The organism is Gordonia marina, from assembly GCF_052036135.1.
Classification (GTDB): Bacteria; Actinomycetota; Actinomycetes; order Mycobacteriales; family Mycobacteriaceae; genus Gordonia.
In genome coordinates this window covers 183,689-198,495 of sequence record NZ_JBPSDN010000002.1, presented here as the reverse complement: position 1 = coordinate 198,495, position 14,807 = coordinate 183,689, and the positions used below count along the sequence as shown (strand labels likewise).

The following is a 14,807-nucleotide window of genomic DNA, read 5'->3' as shown; positions in this document are numbered from 1 at the left end:
TGGTAGCCCGGCCGCGTCTGCGGCGGGTTCTCACTCAGGGCGGGGTTCTCTGTCTCGGTCATCGCGGTTCTCCTCACACCGTTTCGACGTCGTCGACCAGCCAGCGGCCGTCGACCTTCTTGAGCTTCACGACCATCCGGTACGGCTGGCTGCGCCCCTCCGGCGCGACGACGTTCTTCGCCGTCTGGTCGACGAAGAGCAGCACCGTCGCCTGATCGCCCTTCAGCGACTCGACCGCCGAATGCGAGACCTCGGCGGTGGCCTCCCCTTTGCCGTTGGCGACGATCTCGGTCAGGGCCTTGACCATCTCGTCGTACTTCTTGCCGAAGTCCGCGGTCGACATCGCCGCGATCGCCGTGCGGTTCTTGTCCAGATCCCGATAGTCGAAGCTGGACAGCTTGACCGCGTAGTCGTTGGCGACACCGAGGACCGCCGCCTGCGACGAGGAGGCCGTGCTCGGAGCGTCGTCGCCGGCGAAGTACCGGTAGCCGAAGAAACCGGTGGCACCGATCAGGCCGGCGATCAGGACCGCGACCGCCCACCTCATCCAGCGCGGGCGCTCGGCCGGCGAGCGCCGGACCGGCGCGCTGCGGCGCGGCACCGAGGCCGGTTCGGCGGCCGATTCGGCGATCTCGATGTCGTCGATCTCCTCGACGTCCTCGACGGTGTCAGTTGCCATTGCGTGCCCTTTCCAGGAGTTGCGCCCACATCTGCAGGAGTTCGGTGCCGTTGGGGATCAACAGCGGGTCGTCGACGGCGGGCGGTCCGGAGACGCCACCGGGAGAGGTCCAGTTCTGTGTCCCGAGCTGATTCGGCCGCGGCGCGTTCACCGCCCCGCGCTGCCCGTAGCCGTTGCCCGGCGGGCAGTAGCGGGTCAGGTTCGGCTGCGACGGCGAGAGGTCGCCGACCGCGCGGCGCGGCTCGTCGTAGAACAGGCAGACCGGGCCCTGAGTGCCGATGAGGGCGAAGTCCGCGCGGCCGTTCTTGACGATCGACCGGAGATCGAGCAGCCCCTGCGGGATGGTCCGCAGGCCGGTGGCCAGCGACGACGACCGGTCGCTGATGATCGGCTCCACCGCGACGAGGTTCGCCAGCACACCGCCGAAGGTGCCGCGGTACTTGTCGAACAGCGAGGTCGCGCGATCGAGGGCGGCGGGTGACCGGTCGAGCAGGTAGACGAACACCGGCTGGGCGGCATCGAGTTGATCGGTGAACGTCGCCATCGACGCCATGCCGGACTCGAAGTCCGCACGCGTCTGATCCATCGCGCCGAGCACATCGAGCCAGTCCCCCAGCAGCGAGCGCAGCATCGGCGCGTTCGCGCGGACCAGCCTGGCCAGCGCCGACCCGTTGGTCACCAGCTTCTCGAGCGAGTCGTCGTCCCCGCCGAACGCCGCGGACAGTTCGGTGCTGACCGACGCGAGTGTCCCGGTCCGGAAGGTCTGGAGCAGCGACGCCGCCCGGGACATCAGCGCGTCCATCTGCATCGGCTGGCGGTCGGCCGGCGCCGCGAGCCGGTCGCCGTCGTGCAGGTATCGGCCGTCGTCGCGCCCGGTCACGATGTCCACGCTCTGGATTCCCGCCATCGACGCCATCGTGACCTGCAGGAACGAGTCACGGGGAATGCGTGTGCCGCCGCGCAGGACCAACTCGACCCGCGCGCCGCCGCCATCCGGGTTCAGCCCAGCGGATACGACCGTGCCGGCGTCGACCCCCCGCACGCTCACGCCGGTGCCCTTGGTGAGGCCGAACGCGTCGTCCATCACGGCGTACAGCCGGAGGGTGGACCCGAAACCCTGCGGCCCGGCGATGTAGTGGATGCCGAAGGGAATCACCACCGCCGAGATGACGATGAAGAGCACGAATTGCACGGTGCCGACGGGGAAACGGTCTCTCATCGCTCGCCCTTCTTCCGCGGTCCGGCCAGACCTCCGGTGAGCAGGTCGCCGAGCTCGCCGGGAGTCGGCAACGGCTGTCCCGACAGCAACAGCCCGCCGGTCAGGATCTTGTCGATGCCGCCCGGGATGTCGAGGGCACCGTCGAACACCAGGTAGTCGCCCCGGATCGCCCGGGACATGTTCGCCATGAAGCCGTTCATGCTGGTCAGGGTCTGGCCGACGCGGCTGTTGAAACCGGCGAGCGCATCGACCAGCTTCGCCGCATCCGGGACCAGCCGGTTCAGATCGGTCGTGGTGCCGTCGACCACCCCGTCGAGGTTGGCCGCGAGGTCACCGGTCTGCTTCAGGAGGCCGGCGATCTGATCGCGCTGCTGCGCCAGCACGTCCACCGCGCGCGGCGTCTGCTCCAGGAACTGCGTGATCTTGTCTTCCTGCGCGGCGAGCAGCTCACTGACCTGCGCCGCGGCCGTCATCGCGGCATCGAAATCACCGGTGAACGACGACGACTTCGCGAGCAGGCGGTTCAGGGTGTCGATCAGGTCGCCGACCTTGTCTGAACGCGACGCGAACGCCTCGTTCAGGCTCTGCATCACCGACTGCAACTGGCCGACACCGCTGCCGCTGACCACGTTGCCCAACGCCGCGAGCATGCTCTCGATCTGCGGACCGACCGAGGTGCTGCCCACACCGATGTGCGCTCCGGCGGCGAGCCTGCCTTCCGGGTGCTCCGGCGCACTCAGCCGGATGAACGGGGTGCCGAGGGCCGAGGGGATCTCCACGGCCGCGGTGACGTTGGCCGGCAGGTCGGTCCCGGCATCCAGCGCCATCGTCAGCCGGGCGGTGTGCCCGTCGAGCGCGATCCCGGTGACCCGGCCGATCACCTGCTGTCCGCTGCGGACGTCGGCACCGTCGACCACGCCGTCGGCGGTGACCAGGTCCGCGGTGACTCCGAAGGTGTCCCGGAATCCGGCGATGGGCAGATCCTGCAGGCCAACCCCGCAGCCGGACAGCGTGCACACCACCAGGCACAGGGCCAGCAGGCGGCCACCGCGTCGCCGGATCCACCGCCGCGCGCTCATCGCGGTCCCCCTTGCTTCGGCGGCAGCCGGCCGCCGGTGATCGCCGAGACGATGCCGAGCGGATCGGAGGCCGAGATCGGGAAGGAGATCGGGTTGGTCAGTCCCGCGCCGACGCACAGCGGCATCGGGAACCGGTCGCAGAGCGGTTTCAGCGTGGCGAACTGGGTGAGCGTGGTCGACACGTTGAGGCGGATCCGGCCGCGCCGGTCCGGGCCGATCGTGCTCGACAGGTTCTGCATCATCAGCGGCGCCAGATCCATGAACTCGGCCAGGCCGGCACGGTTGGCGACGAGCACCTTCCCGAGTGCTTCCAGGTTCTCCGCGACCGTCCCGACGTCGTTCCCGTGTTGCAGCACGAAGTCGCTGATCTGGTCGAAGACCGTCTTGAGGTCGGCGATCGGCGCGGAGACGTCCTGGTCGGCGGCGTTCCACTGCCGGGACAGTTCGCCCATCGACCGGATGAGTCCGTCGAGGGAGACCTGCTTGGCCGAGAAGGCCGTCATCAGGCGATCCAGTCCGGTGATCAGCCCTTCGAGGTCTTCGCCGCGCGCACCGACGATGCCGCTCGCGGCGGCGAGCTGGTCGAGCGCGCGGTGCAGATCCGGGCCCTTGCCCTCCCACGCCGCGGCGGTGGTGCCGATCAGCGAACCCAGGTCCGCCGTGCCGGGGCCGTCGCCCGGATCGAGGATCTCGGTCAGCGTGCCCAGGCTGGAGAGCAACTGGTCGAAGCCGATCGGCGAATGCGCACGCGTGAGCGGAATGGTCCCGCCGTCGGGGAATCGCGGACCGCCCCGGTACGCCGGTCCGAGTTCCAGGTGACGCTCGCTGATGACCGACGGATTGAGGACGAAGGCGCCGACGTCGGCCGGCAGCGCGACGTTCCCGTCGACGGTCATGCTGACGTGGACGTGATCGCCGCGCGGCTCGAGCTTGTCGACGCGCCCGACCGGCACACCGAGGACCGTCACCCGCGATCCGGCGAACAGGCCGTTGACGAACGCGAAGTCGGCGTGCACGGTCCGGACGTCGGGCCGGCGGATCAGGGCGTACCAGCCGCCGACCGTGAGCGCCGCGATCAGCAGGAGGGCGAGCAGGATCCGGCCACCGCGGCGCTTGCGGCGGCGGACCTCGCGGACTTGACGGAAGGTCATCAGCGGCACCCCTGCATCACGCCGAGGACGCACAGCATGCCGTCCGGAATCACGGCCGACGGCGACGTGACGTCGGCCCAGTTCCCGTTGCCGGTGGCGTCGGTGATCGTGCGCATCGCGGGCGGCAGGTCGGTCAGGATCTGGTCGACCTTCGCGGCGTTGGCCTTCAGCGTGCCGGTGACCGCGACGATGTTGCCGACGAGCCGGCCCATCGGGATCGTCGGGAAGGTCCGGGCCATGCGATCGAGCACCAGCCGGAGGTTGTCGGCGAGCCGGGTCAGCACCGCTTTGCGGACGACCAGTGTCTGCACGATCGCCTGGGTGTTGCGCATGGCGGTCGACAAGGCGTCCGACTGCTGCGCGGTGACCTGCGCGAGCCGCTGAGACATCGTCAGCAGTCTGCTCAGCTGATCGCCGGTCCCGGCGACGGCGAGCGCGGCGCCGCCGGCCCCCTCGATCGCGGCGGACAGATCACCGGAGTCCGGCACCAGCGAGTGCATCGTCGACATCATCGCGCGGACCACTTCCGGATCGATCCCGGAGGCCGCGTCGACCGTGTCGGCGGAGAGATCGTCGAGCGAATACGGCGAGTCGGTGCGTGCGAGCGGAATGGTGTCGTTCGGTCCGACCCGGCCGGTACCGGCCGGGGTCACCTCGAAGTACCGCTTGCCGAGCACGGTCCGCAGCCGCACGGTGGCCCGGGTCTGGTCGCCGAGCGGCTGGTGCCGATCGAGCCGGAAGGTGACGCGCACCCGGTCCCCGGCCAGCGAGATCGACTCGATCCGCCCCGCGGGCACACCCGCGACGAGCACCGGGTCCGCGGTGGTGAGTCCGCCCGCGTTCGCCAGTTCGGCGGCGTACGGCACCGTCCCGGTCCGGTAGGTCACCTGCGGCACGCCGACCGCCACCAGCACCAGGACGAGGAGGGTCACGATGCCGGCGGTGCCCAGCACCGCGGGCGAGGCGCCCTGACCCCGTTTGTCGCCCTTGAAGACGAATTCCAGGACACCGACGAAGACGTCGATGAGTCTGACGAGAAACATCGCGGCCGCCTACCTGCACACCGGCGAGTGCAGCGGGCCGAAGATGTTCGCCTCCAGGTCCCCGGCCTTGAGGGTGAAATTGCAGAGATAGAGCATCATGAATCCTCCGTATCGCCCGCTGTGGTTGAGCTTGTCGGCCAGCGCGGGCAGACGCGTCAGGAAGGTCTCGAACTTCCCGGTCTGCGGAATCCAGGCGGCGGTCACGTCGGTCAGTCCGGAGAGGGCTCCGGCGAAGGAGTCGCCGCCGGCGGTCATCATCTGGGCGAGCGCGCTCAGCGCGCGGTCACCGGAGCTGATCAGGCGGGTGAAATCGCCGTCGTCGCCGACGATCGCCGACGTCAGCCGGCCCAGTCCGGAGAAGAGATCGCCCAGTTCGCCGCTGTGTTCCTCCGCCGCCGTCATCAGCGTGTTCAGGTTGGTCACCAGCCGCGCGAAGACGGCGTTGTTGGCGCGCAGGTTGGCGCCCAGCGATCCGATCTGGCGCAGCAGCAGTTCCACCGATTTGGTGCGGCCGGCGAAGGTGTCGACGAAGCCCTGGGCCAGCTCGTTGACCTCCCGCGGTTTGAGCGAGGCGAAGAGCGGCTGGAACCCGTTCATCAGCGCGGTGAGGTCGATCGGCGCCGTGGTGGCCGCCACCGGGATCTGCGCGCCCCGGCGTTCCGGGGTGCTCTCGTCGCCGGGCGACAGCGCGATGTACCGGGCGCCGAGCATGTCGCCGTACCGGATCGCCGCCCGCACCCGCTGCGGCACCGGGTGGGAACGCTCGATCCGGACCGTCACCTTCGCCAGCGCGGTACCGCCGGGCTGCGCCTGCCGGGTGACCGACTCCACGCGGCCGATGCGTACCCCGGACATCTTCACCGGATTGCCCTCGGTCAGCCCCTCCGCGTCGGTGAACATCAGCACGTAGCCGTCGGCCGGGCCGCGCAGCGGCACCCGGAGAGTGTTCACGACGAGCACCGCCGCCAGCAGGCCGACCAGCACGAACAGGAAGGCTTTGATCGCGGTCGTCACGGACAGTGTGGTCATGAGAGGTGTACCTCGCTGCCGCGGACCATCGGGCCGAGCATGTACACCGTCGCCGGATTCGGGGCACCGTCACGGCTCGTCGACGCCGGGCGCACCGCACCCTCGATGGCGTGCAGGCCCGGGGCCTCGGCCGCACCGTCGATCACCTCCGGCCCGGTGTACGACGACGGTTCCGCCGTCACCGGCTTCCTCGGATGCAGCACGGTGCCGTTGGGCTCTCCGGGTCCGCGCACCGGCCCCGTTCCCACCCCGGTTCCGGTCCCGAAGCACTGCGCACCGCGCAGCGATCCGTATCGCGGGCAGTCGGCCGCGGTGTAGGGCATCGGCTGGGAGAACGTCGGCACGGCGGTGATGTCGAACCGGCCGGTGGAGAAGAGGATGGTTCCGGCCGCGCCGAACTTGTCGGCCTCGAGCACCGTGCGAGTGATTCCCGACGGGTTCGCGGCGACGGTGGACAGGATCTTCCCGGTCGAGTCGAGGACGGTGATCAGGTTCTTCCGTTGCTCGGCGAGGAAGGACCCGGACGCGGAGACGAATCCGCTTGCCGCCGTGAGGAAGACGCCCAGCCGGCCGCCGTGGTCGGCGATCCCGCGGGAGATGTTCGTGACCGACGAGATGGTCTCCAGGATGTCCGGGGTGGCCCGCCGCAGCGATTCGGCCACCCGCCGGAACGTGGGCGTCGCGGAGAGGAACGCGTTCACCGATGATTCGAGTTCGCGGGAGGCGGCCCACCAGTCGTCGATCATGACGCCGATCTGATCCCCGCGGCCGCCGATCGCCTTGTCGACCGCGGCCAGTGCGACGTTCAGCTGGTCCGGCCGCACCTCGGCGATGAGGCCGGACAGTTCGGTGAAGATCCCGTACAGGTTGACCGCGTCCGGGCCGTCGTCCACACCGAGCACCGAGCCCGGCGTCAACGACCCGCTGCGCGCGGTCGAGGTGCCCTCGGCGGGCACCAGTTGCAGGTAGATGTCCCCGAAGAAGGTGCGTGGCAGCACCCGGACACTGACCGATCGGGGAATCCGGGAGAGCAGGTCGTGGCCGACCGTGACCTCGATCCGCGAGGACCGGGTGCCGGCCTCGACGGAGGTGATCTCCCCGACCTTGATGCCGTGATAGCGCACCGGAGCACCCGGCTGGATCAGCCCGACCGATTCGGGGACGTCCGCGTAGACGGTCGGGTCCGACGACAGTGCGCCGGTGCTGCGCGCGATCATCCACAGCGAGAACGCGACGATGAGCGCGGTGGCCACCAGCGCACGGAGCACGTAGCTGCGCCGCGACACCGGCCTGCCCGGAAGCATGACGGTCATCGGCTACAGCCCCAATCCCGGGATCTTCGGGACCAGGCCCCACAGGCCGAAGGTGAAGATCACGTCGAAGATGCCGATCGCGAGGATCGACGTGCGCAGCGCGCGGCCCGCCGCCTGGCCCACTCCTTCGGGTCCGCCCGACGCGAAGTAGCCGTAGGAGCAGTGCACCAGGGTGACGATGGCGGCGAACACGACCGCCTTGGTGGCCGAGAAGAGGAGATCGCTGGGGCCGAGGGCCAGGTGGAAGTAGTAGTCGTATGTGCCCGGCGACTCGCCGTGGAACCAGACGACGACCATGCGCGTCGCGAGATAGCTGGCCAGCAGACCGATCATGTAGATCGGCAGCACACAGACCATCGAGGCGATGACCCGCGTGGTCGCCAGGAACGGGATCGACCGGATCGCCATCACGTCGAGCGCGGCGATCTCGTCGGAGATCCGCATGGCGCCGATCTGCGCGGTGAAGCCCGTACCGACCTTCGCCGCCAGGGCGATCGCGACGACCACCGGCGCGAGTTCCCGGGTGTTCGCGATGGCCGCGAGCATCCCGGACAGCGACGTCATCCCCACCAGTTGCAGACCGCGGTAGGTCTCGACGCCGAGCATCATCGCGGCGGCGAGCGACATCGCGAGGACGATGCCGAGGGTGCCGCCGCCGGAGAGAAGGGATCTGGTGCCGAAGGTCATCTCGGCGATCTGGCGGACGACGTGCCGGCGATAGTGCACCAGCGTGTAGGGAATCGCGGCGACCGCGCGGGCGCTGAACGTGACGTATTCACCGAACGTGACGAGGCCGTCGGCCAGCGGGTCCACCCGGCGCCGATAGCCGTCGCGCACGCGCAGCGTGAGATCCGCGGAGACCATCAGAACGACCCCACGGCGGGCACGATCACCGAGTACAGCTCGCTGAGGATCGTGTTGAAGATGAAGACCAGCGCGAACGCGATCACCACGGCCTCGTTGACCGCGTCGGCGACCCCACTCGGCCCGCCGCGGGCATGGAGCCCCTTGAAGCAGGCGACGATGGTGGACAGCAGCGCGAACAGCGACGCCTTGATCAGCGCGGTCCCGAAGTCGCTCAGGCGCCCGTACTGGCTGAAGGTCGCCAGGAACGCGCCGGCCGGCAGATGCTGCACGTACAGGTGGTAGGCGTAGCAGGCGCCGACGCCGACGACGGTGATCAGCGAGCACAGGACGAGCGAGACGATGATGGCCGCCGCGATCCGCGGCGCCACCAGCCGCTCGATCACGTTGATGCCCATGACCTCCATCGCGTCGATCTCCTCCCGGATCTTCCGGGAGCCGAGATCGGTGCAGATCGCCGATCCGGCGACGCCGGCCATCATGAGCGCACAGACCAGCGCCGCCGCCTGACCGACGATGATGAAGGCCACCACCGCGCCCGAGTAGCCACCGGCTCCGATGCGTCCCGCGAGCTCCCCGACCGAGACCGCGATGAACACACCGACCGGGATCATCAGCAGCAACGACGGCCCGGTGCTCACCCTGCCGATGAAGATCAGCTGGTTGAGCGTCTCGCTGAGCGACAGCCGGAAGCGCGCGATCGCCACGACCAGACCGCCGACCGACTGCAGAGCGAACCCGAGGGTGTGGCCGGCCTCCACCGCGAGGTCACGGACCGGCCCCTTGGACGCGGGCAGTTCAAACGCCATCGTTGATCCCCAAATCACCGAATCGCGCGGCTGATGTTACAACCGCGACGGAACCGTAACATGGGATCGAGTCGCGATGCGACAACTTTCAATCTTTTGTTTCATCGAGCCGGTGCGACGGTCGCCGAGACGGCGGCACAAGCCGCCGCGGAGACGCGGACGAGTGGCGAAGAATCAGGCGGAGAGGCCGACGAGCGGCAGGATGAACTCCTGCGCGAGCGCCGTCAGCGCGGGCTCGTCGTCGAGTTCGATGAGATCACTCGGTGAGGTCAGGAACGATCCGGTGATCCGCACGATGAGATCGGCGGCGAGCACGGTCGACACCGTCCGGGCGATATTGCCCGACTCCTGCTCGCGGGCGATCTGCTGGGCGACGAAGTCGCGCACCTCGAACATCGTCCGGCTGTCGCCGCCGCCGACCACCCCGGGCACCAGCGCCGGCTCGATCTCCAGCAGTTTGGTGATGAGCGGATTGCGGCCGATGGTCCGCAGCGACGTGACGAAACCCGCGACGACCCGCTCGGCGACGGTGGTCGCCTTGCCCATCTCGGCGACGAACTCGCCGAAGTACCGCTGGAATTCCCGGAGCATCACCGCGTCGACCAGCTGATCCTTGCTCTCGAACTTGCGGTAGATGGTGATCCGGGCGGTGCCCGCCCGGCGCGCGACCTCTTCCATCGACGCGCGGGCGATCCCGGTCTCACAGAACTGGTCGTAGGCGGCATCCAGCAGCCGGGTGCGCGTCTTGTCCTGCCGCACATCCGTCGTCTGTGCACCGTCGCGCGCCGCCTGACGGAGCGCACGCTCGATCAGCGTGCCTTCCACCACGTCCGGACCGTCCGATCCCACGCCGTTCCTCCTGACCACCCCGGCCCGGTTCAAAGTTACGTCACCGCCCCCTCTTGTGATCCACGCCACTCCCTGTCACAGTGTTACACACTGAGCATATTTGTTTCATTCAGTATCGAGTCGGGCGATCGTCAGGAGCACCAACATGCATCAGCTCAACCGCAGAACCGTCGTCAGGGGCGGCGCCGCGCTCGGCGCCGGCGCCCTACTCGCGGCCGGACAGGCAAGCCCCTGGACGTGGTCGCCGGCCGCCTCGGTCCCGGGTGCCGGAACGGGAGCCGATCCACGCACCACGTGGGATCCGGAGTGCGACGAGATCGTCGCGGAACTGGCCCGCCGCGGCCGGATTCCCGAGGTGAACGCCCTCCTGCGGTCGTGGACGCAGAACGGGCAGCCGCTGCCGGCCGGTCTGCCCGCGGACCTGCACGACTTCCTCACCCGCGCCCGGCGCCCACCCGCCTGGACCGACCCCGGCACACTCGCCGCCGCCACCGCCTTCAACGCCAAACGCGGTACCTATCTGGGCGCGCTATACGGCTTCGCGAGCGGCATGATGAGCACCGTCATCCCGCACGAGGCCCGCGCCGTCTACTACTCGTGGGGCGGGGCGGCGATGAAGGACCGCATCTCCAAGACCGCCAAACTCGGCTACGACATCGGCACGTCGAACGCCTACCAGAGCACCGGCGAGATGACCGTGACCTGCATCAAGACCCGTCTCGCACACTCCGGGGTGCGCGCGGTGCTACCGAAGTCGCCGTACTGGGCCGCCTCGGCCGAGCAGAAGCTGCCGATCAGCCAGGCGGACATGATGGTCACCTGGCACAGCCTGCCGACCACCGTGATGCGCCTGCTCAAGGTGTGGCAGGTGCCGGTCGACGACGCCGAGTCGGCCGGCTTCCTGCACTCGTGGCAGCTGGCCGGGCATTACCTCGGCATCCGCGACGAGTACCTGCCCGCCACCTGGGCGGCCGCCCGGGCGCAAGCGAAGCAGGTGCTCGATCCGGTCCTCGCACCCACCCCGGAGGGCATCAAGCTGGCCGACATGCTGCTGAATCTGGGACACGAACTGGACCTGTCGCTGCTCAGTCGCGGGGTTCTCGGGGCCCTCACCCGGTTCATGCTGGGCGACAAGATCGCCGACTGGCTGCGAATCCCCCGTGAGCCGGTGTGGACGCCGCTGCTGGAAACCTCCTGGGGCCCGTTCATCGCGGTCCGCGAGGGCCTGCTGGAGATCGGCACACCGCCGGCGATCTACTGGACCTTCGACGAGATCCTCCGCCAGTTCGTGCTGCTCTACATGTCCGAGCTGCGGCTGCCGATCAACATCGCCATCCCGACGCAGAACAACCCCCACTACCGCTGACACCGACGGCGCGGGCCGGTGGCCGGACCACCGATGCGCGGCGCCCCGGACCTGGATTCCATTCCACGTCCGGGGCCCCGCGTCGTCGTGCCGGTCAGGCCTTGGGGCCACCCGCGACGTACAGCACCTGGCCGCTGACATAGCGGGCGCGCTCGTCGGCGAAGAACGACACCGCGTTGGCGATGTCCTCCGGCTGACCGGCGAGCTTCACCGCGGTGTCGTCGGCGCACGCCTGGAGGAAGGCGTCGAACGGGACACCCATGCGCTCGGCGGTCGCGCGGGTCATGTCGGTCTCGATGAAGCCGGGGGCGATCGCGTTGGCGGTGACGCCGAACTTGCCGAGCTCGATCGCCAGGGTCTTGGTGAACCCCTGCATGCCGGCCTTGGCCGCCGAGTAGTTGGCCTGGCCGCGGTTGCCGAGCGCCGAAGTGCTCGACAGGTTGACGATGCGGCCCCAGCCGGCGTCGAGCATGTGACGCTGGCAGGCGCGGCTCATCAGGAAGGCGCCGCGCAGATGCACGGCCATCACGGTGTCCCAGTCCGACACGCTCATCTTGAACAGCAGGTTGTCGCGCAGGACGCCGGCGTTGTTGACCAGCACGGTCGGTGCGCCGAGTTCGGCGACGACGAGATCGACCGCGATCGCGACGTCGTCCTCGTTCGATACGTCGGCGCCCACCGCGATGGCCTTGCCGCCCGCGGCGGTGATCTGCTCCACGGTGCCCGCGCAAGCCTGCGCGTCCAGGTCGAGGACGGCGACGGCCATCCCGTCCTCGGCCAGACGACGCGCGACGGCGGCGCCGATACCGCGGGCCGCACCGGTGACAATTGCTACTTTCTGAGTGCTCATGTCCGGAACACTACTGGGGCCAGCGTAGAATTTCCGGCGGCACTCGACAGAGCGCCGCCACGCAGCGTGCACCGCGGAGGAGATGCATTGAGCCGACAGCCCAGCGGCGCGTACGAGCCCGATCGCGCGTACGACCAGCGGCTCGCCGTCATCGTGCTGGCGGCGGGTGCGGGCACCCGGATGAAGTCGAAGACCCCGAAGATCCTGCACCGGATCGCCGGGCGCTCGCTGGTCCACCACGCCCTGGCCGCGGCCGAGGACGTCTGGCCCGCCCATGTGGTCCCGGTGGTCAGCCACGAGCGGGAGAAGGTGACCGCCGAGATCGAGCGGGTCGCCGGCCATCTGGGCAGCGCGCTGACCGTCGCTCTCCAGGAGGAGCCGCTCGGAACCGGCGACGCCGCCCGCGCCGGCCTGACCGGACTTCCGGCGGACTTCAGCGGCACCGTCCTGGTGACCGTCGCCGACGCCCCGCTGCTCGACGGCGACACCCTGCGCGCACTGATCGCCGAGCACACCGGATCGGGTGCCGCGGTCACGCTGACCAGCTTCGTCGTCGACGATCCGACGGGTTACGGCCGTATCGTCCGCGGCGACGACGGCGCGGTGACCGCCATCGTCGAGCACAAGGACGCGTCCCCCGCGGAGCTGGCGATCACCGAGGTGAACGCCGGGATCTACGCCTTCGACGCGGACCTGCTGCGCGCGGCGCTGAGCGAACTGACCTCGGACAACGCGCAGGGCGAGTTCTACCTCACCGATGTGGTCGCGATCGCGCGCGCGGCCGGCCGGACGGTCGCCGCCCACGTGGTCGGCGACCCGGCGGTGGTGGCCGGCTGCAACGACCGCGCCCAGCTCTCCGAACTCGCCGCCGAACTGAACCGGCGCATCGTCCGCGGGCACCAGCTCGCCGGGGTCACCGTCGTCGATCCGGCATCCACCTGGATCGACGTCGACGTGGTGATCGGCCAGGACACCACCATCGAGCCCGGTACCCAGCTGCGCGGCCGCACAGTGATCGGCCCCGACGCGCTGATCGGCCCGGACACCACGCTCGACGGCGTGGTGGTCGGCGAGGGCGCCCAGGTGATCCGCACCCACGGCAGCGGCGCGATCATCGGGGCGGGGGCCCTGGTCGGCCCGTTCGCCTACCTGCGACCGGGCACCGACCTCGGCGACCACGGCAAGATCGGGACCTTCGTCGAGACCAAGAACGCCGCCATCGGGGCGGGCACCAAGGTGCCGCACCTGACCTATGTCGGCGACGCCGAGATCGGCGAGTGCACCAACATCGGGGCGTCGAGCGTCTTCGTCAACTACGACGGCGAGAACAAGCACCGCACCGTGATCGGCTCGCACTGCCGGACCGGCTCGGACAACATGTTCGTCGCCCCCCTGACCATCGGAGACGGCGTCTACACCGGCGCGGGCACCGTCGTCCGGGAGGATGTTCCGGCCGGGGCGCTCGCCGTCTCGGCCGGCGAGCAGCGCAACATCGAGAACTGGGTCCTGCGCAAGCGGCCCGCCAGCCGGGCGGCCCAGGCGGCCCGGGCAGCCCAAGAGGAGAGCAACTCATGAAGTGGACCACCGACGCACAGAAGAACCTGATGCTCTTCTCCGGGCGTGCGCACCCCGAACTCGCCGAAGCGGTGGCTCAGGAACTGGGTGTGCAGATCGTTCCGCAGACGGCCCGCGACTTCGCCAACGGCGAGATCTTCGTGCGCTTCGAGGAGTCGGTGCGCGGCAGCGACGCCTTCGTCCTGCAGAGCTGTCCGCTCCCGGTGAACCAGTGGATCATGGAGACGCTGATCATGGTCGACGCGCTCAAGCGCGGCTCGGCCAAGCGGATCACCGCGGTGCTGCCGTTCTATCCCTATGCCCGCCAGGACAAGAAGCACCGCGGCCGCGAGCCCATCTCGGCCCGCCTGATCGCGGACCTGCTCAAGACCGCCGGCGTCGACCGCATCATCACCGTCGACCTGCACACCGACCAGATCCAGGGCTTCTTCGACGGCCCCGTGGACCACATGCACGCGCAGGGCCAGCTGGCCGAGTACGTCCGGGAGAACTACGGCACCGACAACATCTGCGTCGTCTCCCCCGACGCCGGCCGCGTGAAGGTCGGCGAGAAGTGGGCCGACGCGCTCGACGGTGCCCCGATGGCGTTCGTCCACAAGACGCGCGACCCCGATGTCGCCAACCAGATCGTCGCCAACCGCGTGGTCGGTGAGGTGGCGGGCAAGACCTGCGTGCTGATCGACGACATGATCGACACCGGCGGCACCATCGCCGGCGCGGTGAAGGTCCTCAAGGAGGCCGGGGCCGGCGACGTCATCATCGCCACCACGCACGGCGTCTTCTCCGATCCGGCCACCGAGCGGCTGTCGTCGTGCGGTGCCAAGGAAGTGATCGCGACCGACACCCTGCCCATCCCGGAGGACAAGCGGTTCGCGAACCTGACCGTCCTGACCATGGCGCCGCTGCTCGCGCAGACCATCCGCGAGGTCTTCGAGAACGGCTCGGTGACCAGCCTCTTCAACGGAAACGCCTGACCGGGCG

14 protein-coding genes are annotated in these 14,807 nt (G+C 69.4%); 3 read left to right on the top strand and 11 right to left on the bottom strand.

What is annotated here, in order from left to right; translation table 11 throughout:
- Positions 1-73: 73 nt before the first annotated feature.
- The 10 genes from ACSEEN_RS01920 to ACSEEN_RS01875 form a co-directional block, all read right to left on the bottom strand.
- On the bottom strand, positions 74-679 hold the full coding sequence (locus ACSEEN_RS01920; RefSeq protein WP_440712138.1) for an Rv1363c family protein: 606 nt from the start codon (positions 677-679) through the stop codon (positions 74-76).
- Positions 669-1,898 carry an MlaD family protein gene (locus tag ACSEEN_RS01915; RefSeq protein ID WP_440712137.1) on the bottom strand — a complete coding sequence of 410 codons (1,230 nt, stop codon included), beginning with the start codon at positions 1,896-1,898 and terminating at the stop codon, positions 669-671. Before ACSEEN_RS01915 ends, ACSEEN_RS01920 begins: the two co-directional genes overlap by 11 nt.
- Positions 1,895-2,977: an MCE family protein gene (locus ACSEEN_RS01910; RefSeq protein ID WP_440712136.1), complete on the bottom strand. Its 1,083-nt coding sequence runs from the start codon at positions 2,975-2,977 to the stop codon at positions 1,895-1,897. Before ACSEEN_RS01910 ends, ACSEEN_RS01915 begins: the two co-directional genes overlap by 4 nt.
- A complete protein-coding gene (locus ACSEEN_RS01905) occupies positions 2,974-4,128 on the bottom strand; it encodes an MCE family protein (protein WP_298441547.1) in 1,155 nt (384 codons plus the stop codon). Before ACSEEN_RS01905 ends, ACSEEN_RS01910 begins: the two co-directional genes overlap by 4 nt.
- Positions 4,128-5,171 (bottom strand): MCE family protein, encoded by a 1,044-nt coding sequence (locus ACSEEN_RS01900; protein ID WP_440712135.1) that lies wholly within the window; start codon positions 5,169-5,171, stop codon positions 4,128-4,130. The genes ACSEEN_RS01905 and ACSEEN_RS01900 overlap by 1 nt, the downstream gene beginning before the upstream one ends.
- A gap of 9 nt (positions 5,172-5,180) precedes the next feature.
- Positions 5,181-6,200, bottom strand: a complete 1,020-nt coding sequence (locus tag ACSEEN_RS01895) for an MlaD family protein (protein ID WP_247866570.1) — start codon at positions 6,198-6,200, stop codon at positions 5,181-5,183.
- Positions 6,197-7,513, bottom strand: a complete 1,317-nt coding sequence (locus ACSEEN_RS01890) for an MCE family protein (RefSeq protein WP_440712134.1) — start codon at positions 7,511-7,513, stop codon at positions 6,197-6,199. The genes ACSEEN_RS01895 and ACSEEN_RS01890 overlap by 4 nt, the downstream gene beginning before the upstream one ends.
- A 3-nt stretch (positions 7,514-7,516) precedes the next feature.
- Positions 7,517-8,377: an MlaE family ABC transporter permease gene (locus ACSEEN_RS01885; RefSeq protein ID WP_247866568.1), complete on the bottom strand. Its 861-nt coding sequence runs from the start codon at positions 8,375-8,377 to the stop codon at positions 7,517-7,519.
- Entirely contained in the window at positions 8,377-9,186 is an 810-nt protein-coding gene (locus ACSEEN_RS01880) for an MlaE family ABC transporter permease (RefSeq protein WP_298441554.1), read from the bottom strand. Before ACSEEN_RS01880 ends, ACSEEN_RS01885 begins: the two co-directional genes overlap by 1 nt.
- Positions 9,187-9,360: 174 nt before the next feature.
- Positions 9,361-10,035: a TetR/AcrR family transcriptional regulator gene (locus ACSEEN_RS01875; protein WP_298441556.1), complete on the bottom strand. Its 675-nt coding sequence runs from the start codon at positions 10,033-10,035 to the stop codon at positions 9,361-9,363.
- A gap of 145 nt (positions 10,036-10,180) precedes the next feature.
- Here ACSEEN_RS01875 and ACSEEN_RS01870 point away from each other — a divergent pair, with 145 nt between their 5' ends.
- Positions 10,181-11,401 carry an oxygenase MpaB family protein gene (locus ACSEEN_RS01870; RefSeq protein WP_440712133.1) on the top strand — a complete coding sequence of 407 codons (1,221 nt, stop codon included), beginning with the start codon at positions 10,181-10,183 and terminating at the stop codon, positions 11,399-11,401.
- Between the two features lie 94 nt (positions 11,402-11,495).
- Here the strand turns inward: ACSEEN_RS01870 and ACSEEN_RS01865 are convergent, their stop codons facing one another.
- Positions 11,496-12,251, bottom strand: coding sequence for an SDR family oxidoreductase (locus ACSEEN_RS01865; protein ID WP_440712132.1), 756 nt, complete (start codon positions 12,249-12,251; stop codon positions 11,496-11,498).
- 87 nt (positions 12,252-12,338) lie between these two features.
- Between ACSEEN_RS01865 and glmU the strand changes: the two genes are divergently transcribed.
- Together glmU and ACSEEN_RS01855 are read left to right on the top strand one after the other, a co-directional pair.
- Entirely contained in the window at positions 12,339-13,826 is a 1,488-nt protein-coding gene (glmU, locus tag ACSEEN_RS01860) for a bifunctional UDP-N-acetylglucosamine diphosphorylase/glucosamine-1-phosphate N-acetyltransferase GlmU (RefSeq protein ID WP_440712131.1), read from the top strand.
- Complete coding sequence (locus tag ACSEEN_RS01855; protein ID WP_247866564.1) at positions 13,823-14,800, top strand: ribose-phosphate diphosphokinase; 978 nt, start codon at positions 13,823-13,825, stop codon at positions 14,798-14,800. The genes glmU and ACSEEN_RS01855 overlap by 4 nt, the downstream gene beginning before the upstream one ends.
- Positions 14,801-14,807: the final 7 nt, after the last annotated feature.

Excerpts from the sequence above, each read along its gene's own strand:
- ACSEEN_RS01920 (WP_440712138.1), bottom strand. The coding sequence starts at position 679 with ATGGCAACTGACACCGTCGAGGACGTCGAGGAGATCGACGACATCGAG.
- ACSEEN_RS01915 (WP_440712137.1), bottom strand. The coding sequence starts at position 1,898 with ATGAGAGACCGTTTCCCCGTCGGCACCGTGCAATTCGTGCTCTTCATC.
- ACSEEN_RS01910 (WP_440712136.1), bottom strand. The coding sequence starts at position 2,977 with ATGAGCGCGCGGCGGTGGATCCGGCGACGCGGTGGCCGCCTGCTGGCC.
- ACSEEN_RS01905 (WP_298441547.1), bottom strand. The coding sequence starts at position 4,128 with ATGACCTTCCGTCAAGTCCGCGAGGTCCGCCGCCGCAAGCGCCGCGGT.
- ACSEEN_RS01900 (WP_440712135.1), bottom strand. The coding sequence starts at position 5,171 with ATGTTTCTCGTCAGACTCATCGACGTCTTCGTCGGTGTCCTGGAATTC.
- ACSEEN_RS01895 (WP_247866570.1), bottom strand. The coding sequence starts at position 6,200 with ATGACCACACTGTCCGTGACGACCGCGATCAAAGCCTTCCTGTTCGTG.
- ACSEEN_RS01890 (WP_440712134.1), bottom strand. The coding sequence starts at position 7,513 with ATGACCGTCATGCTTCCGGGCAGGCCGGTGTCGCGGCGCAGCTACGTG.
- ACSEEN_RS01885 (WP_247866568.1), bottom strand. The coding sequence starts at position 8,377 with ATGGTCTCCGCGGATCTCACGCTGCGCGTGCGCGACGGCTATCGGCGC.
- ACSEEN_RS01880 (WP_298441554.1), bottom strand. The coding sequence starts at position 9,186 with ATGGCGTTTGAACTGCCCGCGTCCAAGGGGCCGGTCCGTGACCTCGCG.
- ACSEEN_RS01870 (WP_440712133.1), top strand. The coding sequence starts at position 10,181 with ATGCATCAGCTCAACCGCAGAACCGTCGTCAGGGGCGGCGCCGCGCTC.
- ACSEEN_RS01865 (WP_440712132.1), bottom strand. The coding sequence starts at position 12,251 with ATGAGCACTCAGAAAGTAGCAATTGTCACCGGTGCGGCCCGCGGTATC.
- ACSEEN_RS01855 (WP_247866564.1), top strand. The coding sequence starts at position 13,823 with ATGAAGTGGACCACCGACGCACAGAAGAACCTGATGCTCTTCTCCGGG.